Genomic DNA, 15,435 nt, shown 5'->3' with positions numbered 1-15,435 from the left:
GAATACGAACACTTGGGAGGTCCCTCAATTGGCGATTTCACCCCCCGGCGACATCATCATGGATGTCGTGAAGGCGGCAGACCCGACGGCGGTCCAGACGGCGCGCACTCGACTTGCGACGATGGCCGGCCGTGCGGGCGAATCGCTCGGCTTCTCCGTGGCTGGCACACCCGCCGCCAAGGGCGGAGACGCCTCGGCGGAGACGCCCGAGGCCTTCGCCAAGTTCGAGGCGATGGTGCTCCAGACATTTCTGCAGAACATGCTGCCAAAGGAAACGAGTTCCGTCTACGGCGAGGGCCTTGCCGGAGAGATGTGGCAGTCGCTGCTTGCCGAGAAGCTGGGCGACGCCATGGCGGAGCGTGGCGGCATCGGCATCGCCGACCGCATCCTGCGCAGCTACTACATGGAGGGCGACGAGAAGGTGCCGCTCCAGGGCGTATCGAATGATCCGGACAAGGCCGAACGGGACAGCCAGGAAATGCTGTCCGTAGCGCTGGTCCAGGAATTGCAACGCAAGGTCACGCAATCGCTTCAAGAAGATCGCGCCGCAGCCTCGCAAGTAACCAGCCGCTAGAACCAGTCAGAGTGAAAATGAGAAAAACTCCATGGCAGAAGTCGCGAATTTCATGCAGCCACCAAGCCGCGACGGCAGCAACGACGGGACGGCACTCATGAATCTTTCCGCGATCATCGGACGCATCGAGGAGACGGTCGAGGCGGAGACGGCGTCCATACGCACCGACATCCGCTTCGACATCAAGGCCTCGAACGCGCGCAAAAGCCGCTATCTCTACGAACTCAACAAGGCGGTATCGAACCTTGGAGAGCAATCGCTGGGCCACGAGCACCGTGACAGCATCGTCAGGTTGCGCGAGAAGCTCGCCGCCAACGAGGCAGCCGTGCTGGCGCATCTCAATGCCGTCAGCGAAGTCGCCGCGTTGATGCAAGAGGCGATCCAGCGCGCAGAAGCCGACGGCACCTATACGGCGAACGAATTCGGCAGGACGGCCGCCCAGGCATGATCAAGTTGATGGTCGCAGCCCTTTGGATCAGCATCGCGACGACGGGCGCGATGCTGTTCTCGTTCCAATGGGCACAGGCGCCGGATGAATCGGCGAATGCCGAGGAGTCCCCCGCCTTCCACGGCCTCGACTATGTCAGCACCGACATCATCTCGGTGCCGGTGTTCAAGGATGGCCGCGTGCACGGCTACTTTCTTGCGCGGCTCGTCTTCACCGCCGAGGCCGCGCGCCTGGCACAATTGAAGCTTCCGCCCCAGGCTCTGTTGGCCGACCAGGTCTACAGCCACCTCTATGCGAACCCTCAGATCGACTTCACCAATCGGCAAAGCCTGGACGTCGACACATTTCGCGCAGGAATACGCGATGGCGTGAACGAGCGTCTGGGAGAGGACCTGATCCACGAGATCCTCATCGAGCAGGTTGACTATCTCCCCAAGGATCAGGTCGCTGCCGCGAGCCAATAGGCGGCCGCGCGGCGAAGATCAGGCAAAGCGCGGCTTGCGCTTCTCGAGAAATGCCTTCAATCCCTCGCGGGCATCCGCTCCCGTCTGAGACAGCGCAGCGCTGAGGCTCTCTGTATAGAGCCCGTCTGCGTGCGACATGTCATTGATGCGCGCAATGCTCTGGATGATGAGATAGTTGACGAGGGACGCGTTGCCGGCGACATCGCGGGCGAGTTCCTCGGCCATGGCAAGTCCTTCGCCGTCTCCAGCCAGATGATGCGCCAATCCCAGGCGGCAGCCTTCCTCGCCGGAATAGGATCGCCCGGTGAGCATCATCTCGGTCATCCGGTCGGGACCGAGGATGCGCCCGACCCGCACCGTCGCGCCGCCGCCGACGAAGATGCCGCGCTTGCCCTCCGGCAAACGGAATGTCGCCGATGACTCGGCCACCCGCACATGCGCGGTCGTGGCGATTTCGAGCCCGCCGCCCATGACGGCGCCGTTGAGCATCGCAACGACGGGCACACCCGAGAACTGGATCTGGTCCATGAGGCGGTGCCAGCCGCGGGAATGCCGCATGACCTGTTCGGGCTCACGCTCCACCTGCTCGGAAAGATCGAGGCCGGAAGAGAAGTGCCCGCCCGCGCCGTGGAGCAGGATGACCTTCACACCTTCCGGGATCGCCTCGAAGAATGAGGCCAGCCCCGCGAGCATCGCGTCATTGACGGCGTTGCGCTTGTGGGGTCTGTTCAGGACTACCCTGGCGATCGGCCCTTCCACCGTAACCAGCACCTCGGAATCAGGCGCCTGCATGGGCGCTGCCTCGCCACTCATCCTTGAACGTCTCCCGGTCGCTTGTGTTGTTGATTGTTCTGTAACATAACAATCAAGCAGCCGACAAGCGACAACGGTTTCATTGCGCCTGAGAAGGTGAAATGGCCGGGATCACGCACTAGAATGGCCGCAAGGTGGCTGCGATTCGAGGATCGCGCCGCCGTCGGGAGGAACAGGACGCCGAGGGCGCATGACCAAGAATATCGCAGAGACCGGGGTGGCAAGACCCGGACAGGACGCCGTCAGCGTCGTCGCCCAGGGCATACCGACGATGAACGAGATCATCGGCTACAAGCTGCGCCGCGCTCAACTCTTCGTCTTCCAGGACTTCATTGAGTCTTTCAGCAAGATGAAGCTTCGGCCGGCCGAGTTCTCGGTTCTGGCGCTGATTGCCCGAACGCCCGGTCAGAAGCAGACGGAAATCGCCGGCCAGCTCGGCATCAAGCGCGCGAACTTTGTCGCGCTCATGGACGGGCTCGAGCGGCGCGGTCTTGCGGAGCGTCGCAAGGCGGTCGGTGACAAGCGCTCTCACTCGCTGCACCTGACGCCCGAAGGCGTCCGCTTCGCCCAGAAGATGTCGGCCGTATGGGCCGCGCACGAGCAGCGGCTGGTCGATCGCCTCGGCGGACCGGAGGCGCGGGACACATTGTTGGCGTTGCTCGACAGGATCCTCGATCTCAAGGAGACGTGACCTCGTCCTCGATCCGCAGCACGATGTCACCTGCCCTGACCTGATCGCCTGCCCGCACACCGGCTTCGGCGATCCTGCCGTCCCTGCCCGCGCTGAGCTGGGTTTCCATCTTCATCGCCTCGATTACGGCGACGACCTGGCCTTGCTTTACCTGTTGTCCCACCGTGACGGACAGATTTCGGAGCAGGCCGGATACGGGTGTACGCACAACGCGATCGTCACCTTTGCCGATGCCGCGTGCCAGCGGGTCCGGTTCGCCAAATCGGAAGACGCGGCCATCCCTGTCAATCCAGAGAGCGTCGCCGTCGCGGGCGATCACAGCGTTGCCCAGGTCGTTGGGACCCAGCGGATGGAATACGCCTTCGACATCCACACCCACCAGTGCATTGCGCTCGAACAATACGGCGCATCGCACCGACGTGCCTTTGTCGAGCAACGTCAACGGACATCGCCTTAGACCGGCGGAAGAGAACCAGTCGCCTTTCGCCGCACCCACCATTGATGCCGCGGCGATCGCAACGTTCGTTCCGTCCGGCTCGTCGGCCTGGTACCCGCATTGGTCGACCAGTCCGGTGGTCATTCCGCCTGAACGAAATGTTTCTCCGCGCAGAAGATCGAGCAGAAAGGCACGATTGGTGACCACACCGAGCAACGGGGCAGAAACCAGCGCGCGTTCCAGTTTGGCCACTGCATCCGCGCGCGTTTCGCCATGGACAATGACCTTCGCGATCATCGGGTCGTAATACGGCGTCACCTCGTCGCCTTCGGCAAGGCCGTGGTCGACGCGGATGCCGTTGCCGCCTTTGGTGTCTGGCCGCCAGTGCAGCACCTTCCCGGTCTGCGGCATGAAGCCGTTGGCCGGATCTTCCGCGCACAGCCTCGCCTCGATCGCATGGCCGCTCAGCCGCACCTCTTCTTGCGAATACGGCAGTGCCTCACCGCGGGCGACCCGCAACTGCCATTCGACCAGGTCGAGGCCGGAGATCATCTCCGTCACAGGATGCTCCACCTGCAACCGCGTGTTCATCTCGAGGAAGAAGAAGCGGCGATCCTGACCGACGATGAATTCGACGGTACCTGCGCCGACATACCCGACCGCGCGCGCGGCCGCGACGGCGGCTTCGCCCATCGCCGTCCGCAGGCTCTCGTCGACGAAGGGCGACGGCGCCTCCTCAATGATCTTCTGATGCCGGCGCTGGGTGGAACAGTCTCGCTCGCCGAGGTGGATTATCGTGCCGTGGCGATCGCCAAACACCTGGATTTCGATGTGACGTGCATCCTCCACGAGCTTTTCGAGCAGCAGCTTGCCGTCGCCAAAGGCATTCTCGGCTTCGCGGCGAGCACTCTCGAGCGCGGCCAGGAGGTCGTCGACAGCGTCGACCCGCCGCATGCCTCGCCCGCCGCCACCGGCTGCCGCCTTGACCAGCAGGGGGAAGCCTATCCGTTCCGCCTCCTGCGCCAGGCGTTCAGGCGACTGGTCGCCGCCATCATAGCCAGGAACGACCGCGACGCCTGCCGCGCGCATCAACGCCTTGGCGTTTGCCTTGTCACCCATCGCCCGGATGGCATCGGCGGGCGGCCCGACGAAGATCAGCCCCGCTGCGCCACACGCTTCTACGAAGCCGGCGTTCTCCGAAAGGAACCCGTAGCCGGGGTGAATCGCATCGGCCTTCGCGGCGAGCGCCGCCTCGATGATCGCGTCGACATTCAGATAGGACTCGACGGCGGGCGGCGGCCCGAGCCGCACCGTCTCGTCGGCCATGCGTACATGCAGCGCCTGGGCGTCCGCGTCGCTGTAGACCGCCACCGTCGCAATCCCCATGCGACGGGCGGTGCGGATGATCCGGCAGGCGATCTCGCCGCGATTGGCGATGAGGAGCTTGCGGATCATCTTCGTTCCCTGTTGCTGGTCCCGGGCAGCGTCCCCTCCAGCTTTGCGATGATGCCGAGCATGATCTCGTCCGCGCCGGCGCCGATCGAAATCAGCCGCGTGTCGCGATAGGCGCGGCTCACCGGATTGTCGGCGGTATAGCCCATGCCGCCCCAATATTGCAGGCACGCATCTGTCAGCTCACGCGCCAGGCGGCCAGCCTTGAGCTTTGCCATTGAGGCGAGCTTCGTCACGTCGGCGCCGCCGACATATTGCTCGATGGCGCTCCAGGTCAGCGCACGCAACGCCTCGACCTCGGTGCGCAACTCCGCCAGCCGGAAATGCACCACCTGATTGTCGAGCACGGGCCGCCCGAACGTCTGGCGCTCGCGCGCATAGTCGATGGTCAGGTCGATCAGCCGATCGAAGCTCTTGAGCGAACTGGCAGACGCATAAAGCCGCTCTTCCTGGAACTGCAGCATCTGCATCATGAAGCCCGCGCCTTCCTGGCCGATGAGATTGACGCGGGGCACGCGCACCTCGTCGAAGAAGAGCTGCGCGGTGTCGGAGGAATTCATGCCGATCTTGTGGATCTTCTGCCGCGTGATCCCTGGGGCGTCCAGCGGCACGCAAATCAGCGACTTGTTCTTGTGGGGCGCTGCGTCCGAGGTATTGGCCAGCAGGCAGCACCAATCCGCCTTCATGCCGTTGGTGATCCACATCTTGGTGCCGGAGATGACATAGTCGCCACCGTCGACGCGCGCGCTGGTCATGACCGCGGCGACGTCAGAACCGCCGCCGGGTTCCGAGACGCCGATACAGCCGACGACGTCGCCTGCAACCGCAGGCGCGAGGAAATTGCGCTTCACATGCTCGGAGCCGAAGCGGTTGAGCGCCGGCGTGCACATGTCGGTCTGGACACCGATCGCCATCGGCACGCCACCGCAGTGGATAAGCCCCAGTTCCTCCGCCATCACCATCGAATAGGAGAAGTCGAGCCCGAGCCCACCATAGGCCGGGTCGTACTTGATCCCGAGAAGCCCGAGATCACCCATCTTCTTGAACAACTCGTGCGATGGAAATTCCTCAGCCGCCTCCCATGCATCGACGTGGGGATTGATCTCCACATCGACAAACTTCGCCACCGTGCGGCGCAGGGATTCATGTTCAGGCGTGAAGTGCATCTACGTCCCTCCCTCGACGATCGGAGGAAGCTGCGTTCCTTCGCGCCCCCCTGTCTTGCCGGCCATCTCCCCCACGAGGGGGGAGATTGGCAGTTCCACCGCGCCGCATGTCCTGCAACGTTCAAGATTGGCGAATGCTTTTCCCAAGTTTGATCTCCCCCCTCGTGGGGGAGATGGCCGGCAGGCCAGAGCGGGGGCAACGTAGAGCGCCAGCACCACAGCAAGACTACCCACGCGCCACCCCGTATGCATTTGGCCGCAAGTCCCGCCTGTCTCCCTCCGCCGCGATTGACAGGCACAGGCCGAGGACGCGGCGGGTGTCCCGTGGATCGATGATGCCGTCATCCCAAAGGCGCGCAGTGGAAAAAAGCGCCGACGATTGCGCCTCGACGCCGGCGCGGATCATCGCGCCCTGTTTGGCCAGCGCCTCTTCGTCGACGGAGCTGCCCTCCCGCGTTGCCTTGCCGCGTGCGACGATCTCCATCACCTTGGCTGCCTGCTCGCCGCCCATGACCGCCGTCCTCGCCGATGGCCACGCGAAAATGAAGCGCGGCGAGAACCCGCGCCCGCACATGCCGTAATTGCCGGCGCCGTAAGAGCCTCCGATGAGGATCGTGAATTTCGGTACACGAGCGTTGGCGACCGCCTGGATCATCTTCGACCCATGCTTGATCGCACCGTCGCGCTCGGCGGCGGTGCCGACCATGTAGCCGGTGGTGTTCTGCAGGAACAGGAGCGGCGTACCGGCCTGGTCGCAGAGCTGGATGAATTGCGCCGCCTTCAACGAGCCACTCGGCATGATCGGCCCGTTATTGGCGAGAATGCCGACCCGGTGCCCCTCAATCATCGCGTGACCGCACATCGTGTCCGGCGAATAGTCCGCCTTGAATTCGAGGAAGCGCGAGCCGTCGACCAAGCGTGCCACGATCTCCTTCATGTCGAAGGGTGTCTTCTCGTCCGCGGGCACGATACCCATCACGTCATCGGGGTCGAACAGTGGCGGCTCGGCGGGATGGATTTCCGGCACAGCATCCCAGGCGATGTTCTCCATGATCGCACGGCCATAGGCGATCGCCTGCTCATCGTCTTCCGCGATGTACTCTCCCAGCCCGGTGACGCGGGCGTGCATGTCGGCGCCGCCGAGTGCCTCGTCGTCGGCATCCTCGCCGATCGCCGCCTTCACCAGTGGCGGCCCGGCGAGAAAGATCTTCGAACGCTCCCTGACGAGTACGACATAATCCGAGAGCCCGGGCAGGTAGGCGCCCCCAGCCGTCGAGGAACCATGGACGATGGCTATCTGGGGGATGCCGGCCGCCGACAGTCGAGCCTGATTGGCGAAGGATCGCCCGCCCTCGACGAACATCTCCGCCTGGTAGAGCAGGTTGGCCCCACCGCTCTCGACAAGATAGACCAAGGGAAGCCGGTTCTCGAACGCGATTTCGTGCAGACGCAGCGACTTTTTCAGTCCGATCGGCGGGATTGTGCCACCCTTGATGCCGCTGTCGGACGCCGAGACTATCACCCGGCGGCCGGCAACGACGCCTATGCCTGCGATCGTGCCGCCGCCCATGATGTTCTTGCCGCCATCGTCATCGTGCATTTTATAGCCGGCGAGCGTCGACAATTCGAGGAAGGGCTGGCCCCGGTCGAGAAGGCGTTCGACCCGATCTCGCGGCAGCAACTGCCCACGCTCGTCGAACCGCGCTTTTCTGGACGCGGAATTGTCGCGCACTGCCTGCTCGAGTTGGCGCACTTTCGCAAGCTTCTGGACCATGGCATCCGCGTTGGCACGAAACGCATCGGAATGCGTATTGATTGCACTTGCGAGCACCGGCATCAGCAAGCCGCCCCGCCAGTGGCAAAATGCCTATGGTCCGCAACGCAATTGTCGCGCAGAATGGTCCCTAAATTCACCTTGGCACTCCTCCCTTGCCATGGAAGCGACGCTAAATCACGTTGACGTAAACGTCAATTGCCTGCTATTTCCACGACCAGAATGCAACTGCCGCCACACCCTGGCGCGATGAGGAGAGCAGCCATGACCATCGACGATATTGCAGACAAGATTCGCGAACGTGTCGCCGGTAGCGGCTTCGACAAGTCGGTCAAGTTCGACCTGGGCTCAGATGGCATCATCGTCGTCGACGGCCAGACGGTGACGACACAGGATGCAGGTACGGACTGCACCATCACGATGTCGAAGGACGACTTCGAGTCGCTCGCAGCCGGCGAGTTGAACCCGACCATGGCGTTCATGTCCGGCAAGCTCAAGGTCGACGGTGACATGTCGGTCGCGATGCAGTTGAGCCAGATCCTCTGATCGGCGCGACCGGGCGCGGTGAAAAAGGCGGCTTTCGAGCCGCCTTTTTTTTGTTTCGATCAAATATTCCGCAGCGTAACTTTCATGCCCTATTGCAGGCATGTGCAAGGCGAGCATAAATCGCCGGCGCAACCCCTTGGAGCTTCCTGCAATGCGTTCCTTCAAACGCCTATCGCTTGCGATAGCGGTATCTTTCGTGTCTTCCGCCGCGGCTGCGGACGACCTCGTTTTCGAGTTTCACAACGACAGCAGCTATAATGTGGTCGAGCTCTATGCCTCGCCGAGCGACGTCGACAACTGGGAAGAAGACATTCTCGGCCTCGACATTCTCGCTTCCGGGGACATGGGTCGCGTGACGATCGCCGATGGCCGCCGCGCCTGCGAATACGACCTGCGGATCGTTTTCGAGGATGGTGACGTCATAGAGGACACCACCGATCTCTGCGACACCGACAGTTACACCGTTCACGACTGAACGGCGAAAGCGTCAAACCCGACTATGCAGCCCGCGCCACCCGCGCGGGCTTCGTCTTTCTGCCGGAGGGCTTCAGCGTTCCAGCCGCGCCATCGAGGGCACCCTCCACCAGTTCCAGCGCCAGGAAGCGCTCGCGCTCGTAGGGCCCGGGCATTGCGAGCTTTGCGGTCCGCGCCGCCGTGAAGCCGAAGCGTGCGTAGTAGGGGGCATCGCCCACCAGCAGGATCGCGGCGTGGCCGAGGCGTCGCGCTTCCTCGATTGCCAGCCGCATCAGCTTCGAGCCGATGCCAGCGCATTTGACGGCCGGATCGACCGCGAGGGGGCCAAGCAGAAGCGCCGTGCCGCCGGTCCCGAGCCGCACGTCCCACAGGCGCACCGTCCCGACCAGCGTTCCGTTGGCGTCTTTCGCTACGAAGGCCAGGCCCTCGGAAGGCCGGCGGCCGCGCCGCAGCTTCTCCGACGACTTGCGCTTTCGGCCCGGGCCCATGGCGCGGTCAAGCAGCGCCTCGCGCGCCGCCATGTCGGCGGGCTGCTCGGCCGTGATAGCGAGTGTGGTCTCCCTGGCGGGCTGGCCGGAGGAGGAGAAGACGTCGGAAAAGGAAGCGAGTGCGTTCATCGGTGCAGACCTTCACAGGCAGAGCATTGTCCACGAGCGAGCCCGGCGCCGGGCCAATGTCCCGGCGGCGGAATGTCGGACGAGCGGCGGGGCTCGTCAGATGACGTAGGCGCGAAGCGGTTCGAAGCCGTTGAACGCCACCGCCGAATAGGTGGTGGTGTAGGCCCCGGTGCCCTCGATCAGCACCTCGTCGCCGATGGTCAGCGACAGCGGCAGCGGATAGGGGTTCTTCTCATACATCACGTCGGCCGAATCGCAGGTCGGACCAGCAAGCACGCAAGGTGCCGTCACGTCGCCATCATGCGGCGTCGAGATCGGGTAGCGTATAGCTTCGTCCATCGTCTCGGCGAGGCCGCCGAACTTGCCGATGTCGAGGAACACCCAGCGGACGTTGTCGTTGTCGGCCTTCTTCGAGATGAGCACGACTTCCGACTTGATGACGCCGGCATTGCCCACCATGCCGCGGCCCGGCTCGATGATCGTCTCGGGCAGGCGGTTGCCGAAATGGCGCGAGAGTGCCGCGAAGATCGCCTCGCCATAGGCCTGTGCGGTCGGCACGTCCTTGAGGTAGCGGGTCGGGAAGCCGCCGCCCATGTTGACGAGCTTCAGCACGATGCCTTCCGCGGCAAGCGCCGAAAACACCGCCTTGGCATCGCCGAGCGCCTTGTCCCAGGCGGCAAGGTCGGTCTGCTGCGAGCCGACGTGGAACGACACGCCGTGGGCTTCGAGGCCAAGCTCATGCGCACGGCGCAGCACGTCGACGGCCATGGCCGGCACGCAGCCGAACTTGCGCGACAGCGGCCACTCGGCGCCTTCGCCATCGGTCAGCACGCGGCAGAACACGCGGGCGCCGGGAGCGGCACGCGCGACCTTCTCCACTTCCTCGACGCAATCCACCGCGTAGAGATTGATGCCGAGCTCGAAGGCACGCGCGATGTCACGCTCCTTCTTGATGGTGTTGCCGAACGAGATGCGGTCGGCGGATGCGCCGGCATCCAGCGCCATTTCGATCTCTGCGACCGACGCGGTGTCGAAGGACGACCCGAGCGACGCCAGCAGGCGCAGGATTTCCGGCGCGGGATTGGCCTTCACCGCGTAATAGATCTTCGATTCGGGCAGTGCGCGTTCGAAAGCCTTGAAATTGTCGCGGACCACATCAAGGTCGAGCACGAGGCACGGGCCGCTGGGACGTCGGGTGGCGAGGAAGTCGAGGATACGCTGGGTGGCCATCGGTAATCTCCGCATGTCTGAAGGTTGCGAGAGCCGGCACGCCGGCACAAACTCTCGTGGTGGACAAAGGGCATGAGTCGACGGTGCAAGGTTCGGGCGGTGGAGATACCGAAACCATGAACGCGCATCACGCGGCGGTGAACTCTCGCCTTGCGGCGGAAGTTCGCTTTGTCTGCCTCAGCTTTGGATGGGGAGAACCAACCGCACTGTCGGCAATGAAGGTGTGCCTCTTCAGTAACCCCGGTCTATGGACGACCGGCAGAACACCAGAAAGGCCCGCACCGTCGTTGCTTCAAGATGTCCTCGGTTCAGGCGGTTGGCCGTCTGACCGACTGGAGGGGTTAGTTCCAGGTACCTTACCGTGTCCCTCACCAAACGAGGGACCGGCGGACACCCACAGGCACGTGCGACTTTGGGCAAGCGCGGATATAAGGATAAGCTCTGTCACAATCAACGAAAATTTCGTGTCGGGTTGAAAAATCGCGTGCGCTGAACGAAGCTGCCGCCATCGTTTAATGAGCTTGAACAATGTTGCGCACCAGCGATCCTCTCAATGCCTTCCTCGACCATTCCGATGCCCCGGTAAAATCCGCCGGGACCGGCACGCTGTCCGGCAAGAAACTGGCGGTCAAGGACATCTTCGACGTCGCCGGCCACCGATCCGGCTGGGGAAATCCGCAGCGCCTTGCCGAAGCCGCTCCGGCATCCGTCACCTCCCTGGCGATTCAGGCCCTGATGGACGAAGGGGCGCAGATCACCGGCCGGACCCAGACGGAAGAGCTGGCATTCTCGCTCACCGGTCACAACGCGCACTATCCGCAGCCGGTGAACCCGGCCGCACCCGACCGCGTCACGGGCGGTTCGTCATCCGGCTCCGCAGCCGCCGTCGCCGGCGGCCTTGCCGACATCGCCATCGGCTCGGATACGGGAGGCTCGATCCGCGCGCCGGCAAGTTTCTGCGGGCTGATAGGGCTTCGTCCCACCCATGGGCGCATATCGCTCGAAGGCGCCATGCCGCTCGCACCCTCCCTCGACACGTTCGGCTGGTTTGCCCGCGACATTGACCTGTATGAGAAGGTCGCGACGGTGCTGTTGGGGACCGCCACGCCGACACTCGCACGTCCGATGCGCATCGAGGTTCTCGAAACGCTGCTCCTCGGCCCAAGGGAAGCCGAGGAATACAGCCGCATGGCGATGCGAGTGGCCGGCTGTCTCGGCGACCTCGGCGCCGCGCCTGCATTCTCGCACGCCATCGACGACCTCTACTGGTCGTTCCGCATCATCCAGGCTCATGAGGCCTGGGGAAGCCACGGCAAATGGCTGTCAGCGGCCGATCGCGGGCTCGGGCCCGGCGTCCGCGAGCGTTTCGACTTCGGCGCAAGCGTGACGAAGGACGATCTTGCAAAGGCTTCTGCCCGCCGCGACGCCTTCAGGGCGGAACTGGCTGAACTGCTCGCAGAGGATGGTTTCGTCGTCCTGCCGACGGTTCCCGGCGCGGCACCGATGCGCGATGCCGGCTTCGATGATCTGCAGGCCTATCGCGAACGCGCCCTTCGCCTGCTCTGCATCGCGGGGCTGGCGGGACTTCCGCAGATCACCATACCCATCGGCACCGTCGACGGCGCGCCGTTCGGCATTTCGCTGATGGGCCCGGCAGGGTCGGACATGGCATTGATCAGCCTCGCCCGCATGATCATCGAGACCAACGAAGGCCACTAACCACATGGACACCCTGACCCGCATGCGCGCCTTCATCGACGTGGTCGAAGCCGAAGGATTTTCGGCCGCTGCGCGCAAGATCGGCCGCTCGAAGGCGCTGCTGTCGAAATATGTGCGCGAGCTCGAAGACGAGCTTGGCGCGCTGCTGCTCAACCGCACCACGCGGCAGTTCTCGCTGACGGAAGCGGGGCACACCTATTTCAAGCGCGCCTCGGAGATCGTCCGCGAGATCGACAGTCTGTCGGATGCGGTTCGTGATTCGGCCGGAGACGTACGCGGCCGCATCAAACTCAGCGCGCCGCGCACATTTTCCGATGCGCCGATCGGTCATTCACTTATCGATTTCGTCAAGTCGCACCCGGACATTGTGCTCGACGTTCATCTCGACGATCGCTTCGTCGACCTCGTCGAAGAAGGTTTCGACCTCGCGATCCGCATCACGCGGCTGGAGGATTCGTCGATGATCGCCCGCCGGCTGGCGCCGTTCGCGCTCAACATCTGCGCCTCGCCAGATACGCTTGCAAGACTGGGCACGCCCAAGAAGCCGCAGGATCTGGCAAAATTGCCGTGCATCATCGACACCAATGGTCGATGGCTCTCCAACTGGCCATTCATGCGCGAGAACGGCGAAATGTTTTCCGTGGCGGTCACCGGGCCGCTGGAGGCCAACAGTCCGTTGACCGCACGGGCTGCGGCAGTAGCGGGGCTCGGCTTTGCCCCACTACCCGACTTCATCGCCCAGCCGGCGCTTGAAAGCGGCGAACTCGTCGCGGTGTTGCAGGAATGGGTGCCCCGTGGCGGCGGCATATTTGCCGTTTATCCCCACCGGCGCTATCTTCCCGCCAAGATCAGGGTCTTCGTCGATTTCCTTGCGCAGTGGTTCAAGCAACGCGAGGAAGCCGCCAGATAACAGGGGCGGTCCCATTTTCGCCGGCTTTCTGGCAATGCTCTGCAATCTCGATATCCGGGGGATGATGGACGTGAAGCGATTCGCGAGAAGCGCGTGTGTGATGGCCTTTGCCGGTGGTGCGGCAATGTTCGCAGGTGCCGTACCCGCCGCCTCGCATCCGCATATCTTCGCGGAAGCCAGCCTCGAAGTCGTGGTCACCGCCGAAGGTGCGGTCGATGCGCTGCGCCACGTCTGGCGCTTCGACGATCTCTTTTCCAGTACGGTGCTTCTCGAATTCGACAAGAACGCCGATCTCGAACTGGACCATGCCGAACTGGAAACCGTCGGCGGGGTGATCCACGAATCGCTCGCCGAGTTCGGCTATTTCCAGTTCGTGACGGCGCAGGGAAAGGACGTTTCCATGACCGCGCCGGACAAGATCGTTGCCATGTACCAGGACAGCCAGTTGGTCATCCTGTTCGAATCGAAACCGGCAGAACCGTTGGAGCTGGATGGTACGGTCGATTTCGGCGTCTATGACCCGACCTTCTACACAGCCATCGACTTCTACAACGACGACAGCGTAACGGTGACGAACCTGCCGGACGGATGCAACCGCGCGGTCGTGCGGCCCGATCCCGACGAAGCGCTGGCGATGAACCAGCAGTCGCTCACCGACGACTTCTTCAACGACCCCACCGGCAACGACGTATCGAAGCTGTTCGCCACCCGACTCGAAATCGACTGCACCGCCAGAGGATGATCCCCGTGAAGAAGACCTTGGTCCGCTTCGTCTTCGCGCTGTTCGCGCTCGTCTTTCTGCTGACGCATTTCATTCCGGCCGTCCATGCGCAGAGCTCCCTTGGGATCGGCGCCGCCGAGACGGCCCTGCCCTCCTCCGGCATGCTTGGGTTCTTGATGAACTGGGTCAACGCCCAGCAGCAGTCATTCTACCGGGCACTCACCGGCGCATTGCGCAGCATTCGCGACGGTGGCGACGGCATGTGGGTGATGATCGGCATTTCCTTTGCCTATGGCGTTTTCCACGCAGCCGGTCCAGGTCACGGCAAGGCGGTCATCTCGTCCTACATGCTGGCGAACGAGGTGGCGCTGCGTCGCGGCGTGATGCTTTCCTTCGTCTCCTCGATGCTGCAGGCCCTGACGGCGATCGCGATCATGACGGTCGTCTTCCTGTTGCTTCGCGGCACATCCGTGTCGATGACCGACGCCACACGGTTCCTTGAAATCGCCAGCTATGCGCTGGTGACCGGTTTCGGCGCGTTGCTTCTCTGGCGCAAGGCCGGGCCGATGATCCGTCGTCTGGCGGGAGATGCGCCGGCGCACAGTCTTTCGGCTGCCCATGCCCATCACGACCATGGTCATCACCATCACGCGCATGATCACGATCACGATCATCACCACGCTCCCGGCGAGGTTTGCTCGACCTGCGGCCATTCCCATGCGCCCGATCCGGCGCTGATATCGGGCGAGCGCTTCGACTGGCGTACGGCATGGGCGGCGATCGTCGCCGTCGGGCTGCGCCCATGCACGGGCGCGCTGATCGTGCTTTCCTTCGCCTTCCTCAACGGCTTGTGGTTCGTCGGCGTCGTCTCCGTGTTCGCGATGGCGCTGGGTACCGCGATCACGGTATCGGCGCTCGCCGTCATCGCGGTCACCGCAAAGAACTGGGCCGTTGCAATTTCCAGCGACGGCCGCACCGGCAACGTCGTTCACAACACGATTGAGATCGGCGGCGCCGCTTTCGTCTTCCTGCTTGGCCTCACGCTGTTGATCGCCAGCCTGTCGGCCTGACGATCTGCAGAAGATCAGTCCTTCTTCGCCTGGCTGCGCCCGCGCAGCCAGAAAATACCGAAGAATGCCAGCACGAAGACGATCGCAAGAAGGCCGCCCGCGAAGGGTGACATCGATCCCACCGCCAGCATCATCGTCGGCAGATAGAAGGCGAACAGGCCGAAGCCCACGAGGATCACGGCTGCCGCGATCGCGGCGCTGCGGGTGCTTTTATCCATCAGTCTCGCTTTCAGTGTCCCGGACGATCCCGGAGCTGGCCGTGGGAGCCTTGCGCGATCAAGCGTCAATTCGCAAGCGGCGCCACGCCGTCAGGGTGCAGCAGATCGTCCC

The 15,435-nt window shown here is 63.5% G+C and carries 17 protein-coding genes; 10 read left to right on the top strand and 7 right to left on the bottom strand.

Annotated features, from left to right (window positions below; all coding sequences use genetic code 11):
• Positions 1 to 28 precede the first annotated feature (28 nt).
• From AAFN84_RS01155 to AAFN84_RS01145, 3 genes are read left to right on the top strand one after another with little or no spacing between them, the layout of a single operon-like run.
• Positions 29 to 574, top strand: a complete 546-nt coding sequence (locus AAFN84_RS01155) for a rod-binding protein (protein ID WP_347512521.1) — start codon at positions 29 to 31, stop codon at positions 572 to 574.
• A gap of 52 nt (positions 575 to 626) precedes the next feature.
• Positions 627 to 1,022 carry a hypothetical protein gene (locus AAFN84_RS01150; RefSeq protein ID WP_347513763.1) on the top strand — a complete coding sequence of 132 codons (396 nt, stop codon included), beginning with the start codon at positions 627 to 629 and terminating at the stop codon, positions 1,020 to 1,022.
• Complete coding sequence (locus AAFN84_RS01145) at positions 1,019 to 1,486, top strand: hypothetical protein (RefSeq protein WP_347512520.1); 468 nt, start codon at positions 1,019 to 1,021, stop codon at positions 1,484 to 1,486. Before AAFN84_RS01150 ends, AAFN84_RS01145 begins: the two co-directional genes overlap by 4 nt.
• Positions 1,487 to 1,504: 18 nt before the next feature.
• Here AAFN84_RS01145 and AAFN84_RS01140 read toward each other — a convergent pair whose 3' ends face one another.
• Positions 1,505 to 2,299 (bottom strand): crotonase/enoyl-CoA hydratase family protein, encoded by a 795-nt coding sequence (locus tag AAFN84_RS01140; protein WP_347512519.1) that lies wholly within the window; start codon positions 2,297 to 2,299, stop codon positions 1,505 to 1,507.
• 190 nt (positions 2,300 to 2,489) lie between these two features.
• On the opposite strand from AAFN84_RS01140, the gene AAFN84_RS01135 reads away from it, so the two are divergent.
• Positions 2,490 to 2,990 (top strand): MarR family winged helix-turn-helix transcriptional regulator, encoded by a 501-nt coding sequence (locus AAFN84_RS01135; RefSeq protein ID WP_347512518.1) that lies wholly within the window; start codon positions 2,490 to 2,492, stop codon positions 2,988 to 2,990.
• On the opposite strand, the gene AAFN84_RS01130 is transcribed toward AAFN84_RS01135, so the two are convergent.
• The 3 genes from AAFN84_RS01130 to AAFN84_RS01120 form a co-directional block, all read right to left on the bottom strand.
• Complete coding sequence (locus AAFN84_RS01130) at positions 2,977 to 4,881, bottom strand: acetyl-CoA carboxylase biotin carboxylase subunit (protein WP_347512517.1); 1,905 nt, start codon at positions 4,879 to 4,881, stop codon at positions 2,977 to 2,979. The genes AAFN84_RS01135 and AAFN84_RS01130 overlap by 14 nt on opposite strands.
• Positions 4,878 to 6,044 carry an acyl-CoA dehydrogenase family protein gene (locus AAFN84_RS01125; RefSeq protein WP_347512515.1) on the bottom strand — a complete coding sequence of 389 codons (1,167 nt, stop codon included), beginning with the start codon at positions 6,042 to 6,044 and terminating at the stop codon, positions 4,878 to 4,880. The genes AAFN84_RS01130 and AAFN84_RS01125 overlap by 4 nt, the downstream gene beginning before the upstream one ends.
• 226 nt (positions 6,045 to 6,270) lie before the next feature.
• On the bottom strand, positions 6,271 to 7,881 hold the full coding sequence (locus AAFN84_RS01120) for a carboxyl transferase domain-containing protein (RefSeq protein WP_347512514.1): 1,611 nt from the start codon (positions 7,879 to 7,881) through the stop codon (positions 6,271 to 6,273).
• A 201-nt stretch (positions 7,882 to 8,082) separates the two neighbouring features.
• Between AAFN84_RS01120 and AAFN84_RS01115 the strand changes: the two genes are divergently transcribed.
• Both AAFN84_RS01115 and AAFN84_RS01110 read left to right on the top strand, forming a co-directional pair.
• Positions 8,083 to 8,364, top strand: coding sequence for an SCP2 sterol-binding domain-containing protein (locus tag AAFN84_RS01115; RefSeq protein WP_347512513.1), 282 nt, complete (start codon positions 8,083 to 8,085; stop codon positions 8,362 to 8,364).
• 151 nt (positions 8,365 to 8,515) lie between these two features.
• Positions 8,516 to 8,839, top strand: a complete 324-nt coding sequence (locus AAFN84_RS01110; protein WP_347512512.1) for a hypothetical protein — start codon at positions 8,516 to 8,518, stop codon at positions 8,837 to 8,839.
• Positions 8,840 to 8,861: 22 nt separating this feature from the next.
• Here AAFN84_RS01110 and AAFN84_RS01105 read toward each other — a convergent pair whose 3' ends face one another.
• Together AAFN84_RS01105 and odc2 are read right to left on the bottom strand one after the other, a co-directional pair.
• The gene (locus AAFN84_RS01105; protein WP_347513762.1) at positions 8,862 to 9,359 is read right to left on the bottom strand and encodes an N-acetyltransferase; all 498 of its coding nucleotides are present in this window, start codon (positions 9,357 to 9,359) and stop codon (positions 8,862 to 8,864) included.
• A 192-nt stretch (positions 9,360 to 9,551) separates the two neighbouring features.
• A complete protein-coding gene (gene odc2, locus AAFN84_RS01100) occupies positions 9,552 to 10,685 on the bottom strand; it encodes an ornithine/lysine decarboxylase (RefSeq protein ID WP_347512511.1) in 1,134 nt (377 codons plus the stop codon).
• Between the two features lie 528 nt (positions 10,686 to 11,213).
• On the opposite strand from odc2, the gene AAFN84_RS01095 reads away from it, so the two are divergent.
• From AAFN84_RS01095 to AAFN84_RS01080, 4 genes are all read left to right on the top strand, one after another.
• A complete protein-coding gene (locus AAFN84_RS01095) occupies positions 11,214 to 12,404 on the top strand; it encodes an amidase (protein WP_347512510.1) in 1,191 nt (396 codons plus the stop codon).
• Positions 12,405 to 12,408: 4 nt separating this feature from the next.
• A complete protein-coding gene (locus AAFN84_RS01090) occupies positions 12,409 to 13,314 on the top strand; it encodes a LysR family transcriptional regulator (RefSeq protein WP_347512509.1) in 906 nt (301 codons plus the stop codon).
• A 100-nt stretch (positions 13,315 to 13,414) separates the two neighbouring features.
• Positions 13,415 to 14,056: a DUF1007 family protein gene (locus AAFN84_RS01085; RefSeq protein WP_347513761.1), complete on the top strand. Its 642-nt coding sequence runs from the start codon at positions 13,415 to 13,417 to the stop codon at positions 14,054 to 14,056.
• Positions 14,053 to 15,105: a nickel/cobalt transporter gene (locus AAFN84_RS01080; RefSeq protein ID WP_347512508.1), complete on the top strand. Its 1,053-nt coding sequence runs from the start codon at positions 14,053 to 14,055 to the stop codon at positions 15,103 to 15,105. Before AAFN84_RS01085 ends, AAFN84_RS01080 begins: the two co-directional genes overlap by 4 nt.
• Positions 15,106 to 15,119: 14 nt before the next feature.
• Here AAFN84_RS01080 and AAFN84_RS01075 read toward each other — a convergent pair whose 3' ends face one another.
• The gene (locus AAFN84_RS01075; protein WP_347512507.1) at positions 15,120 to 15,323 is read right to left on the bottom strand and encodes a hypothetical protein; all 204 of its coding nucleotides are present in this window, start codon (positions 15,321 to 15,323) and stop codon (positions 15,120 to 15,122) included.
• Positions 15,324 to 15,435 lie beyond the last annotated feature (112 nt).

Source organism: Mesorhizobium sp. CAU 1741 (assembly GCF_039839275.1).
In the GTDB taxonomy this organism is placed as follows: domain Bacteria; phylum Pseudomonadota; class Alphaproteobacteria; order Rhizobiales; family Rhizobiaceae; genus Aerobium.
This window is presented reverse-complemented; position numbering and strand designations above follow the sequence as displayed.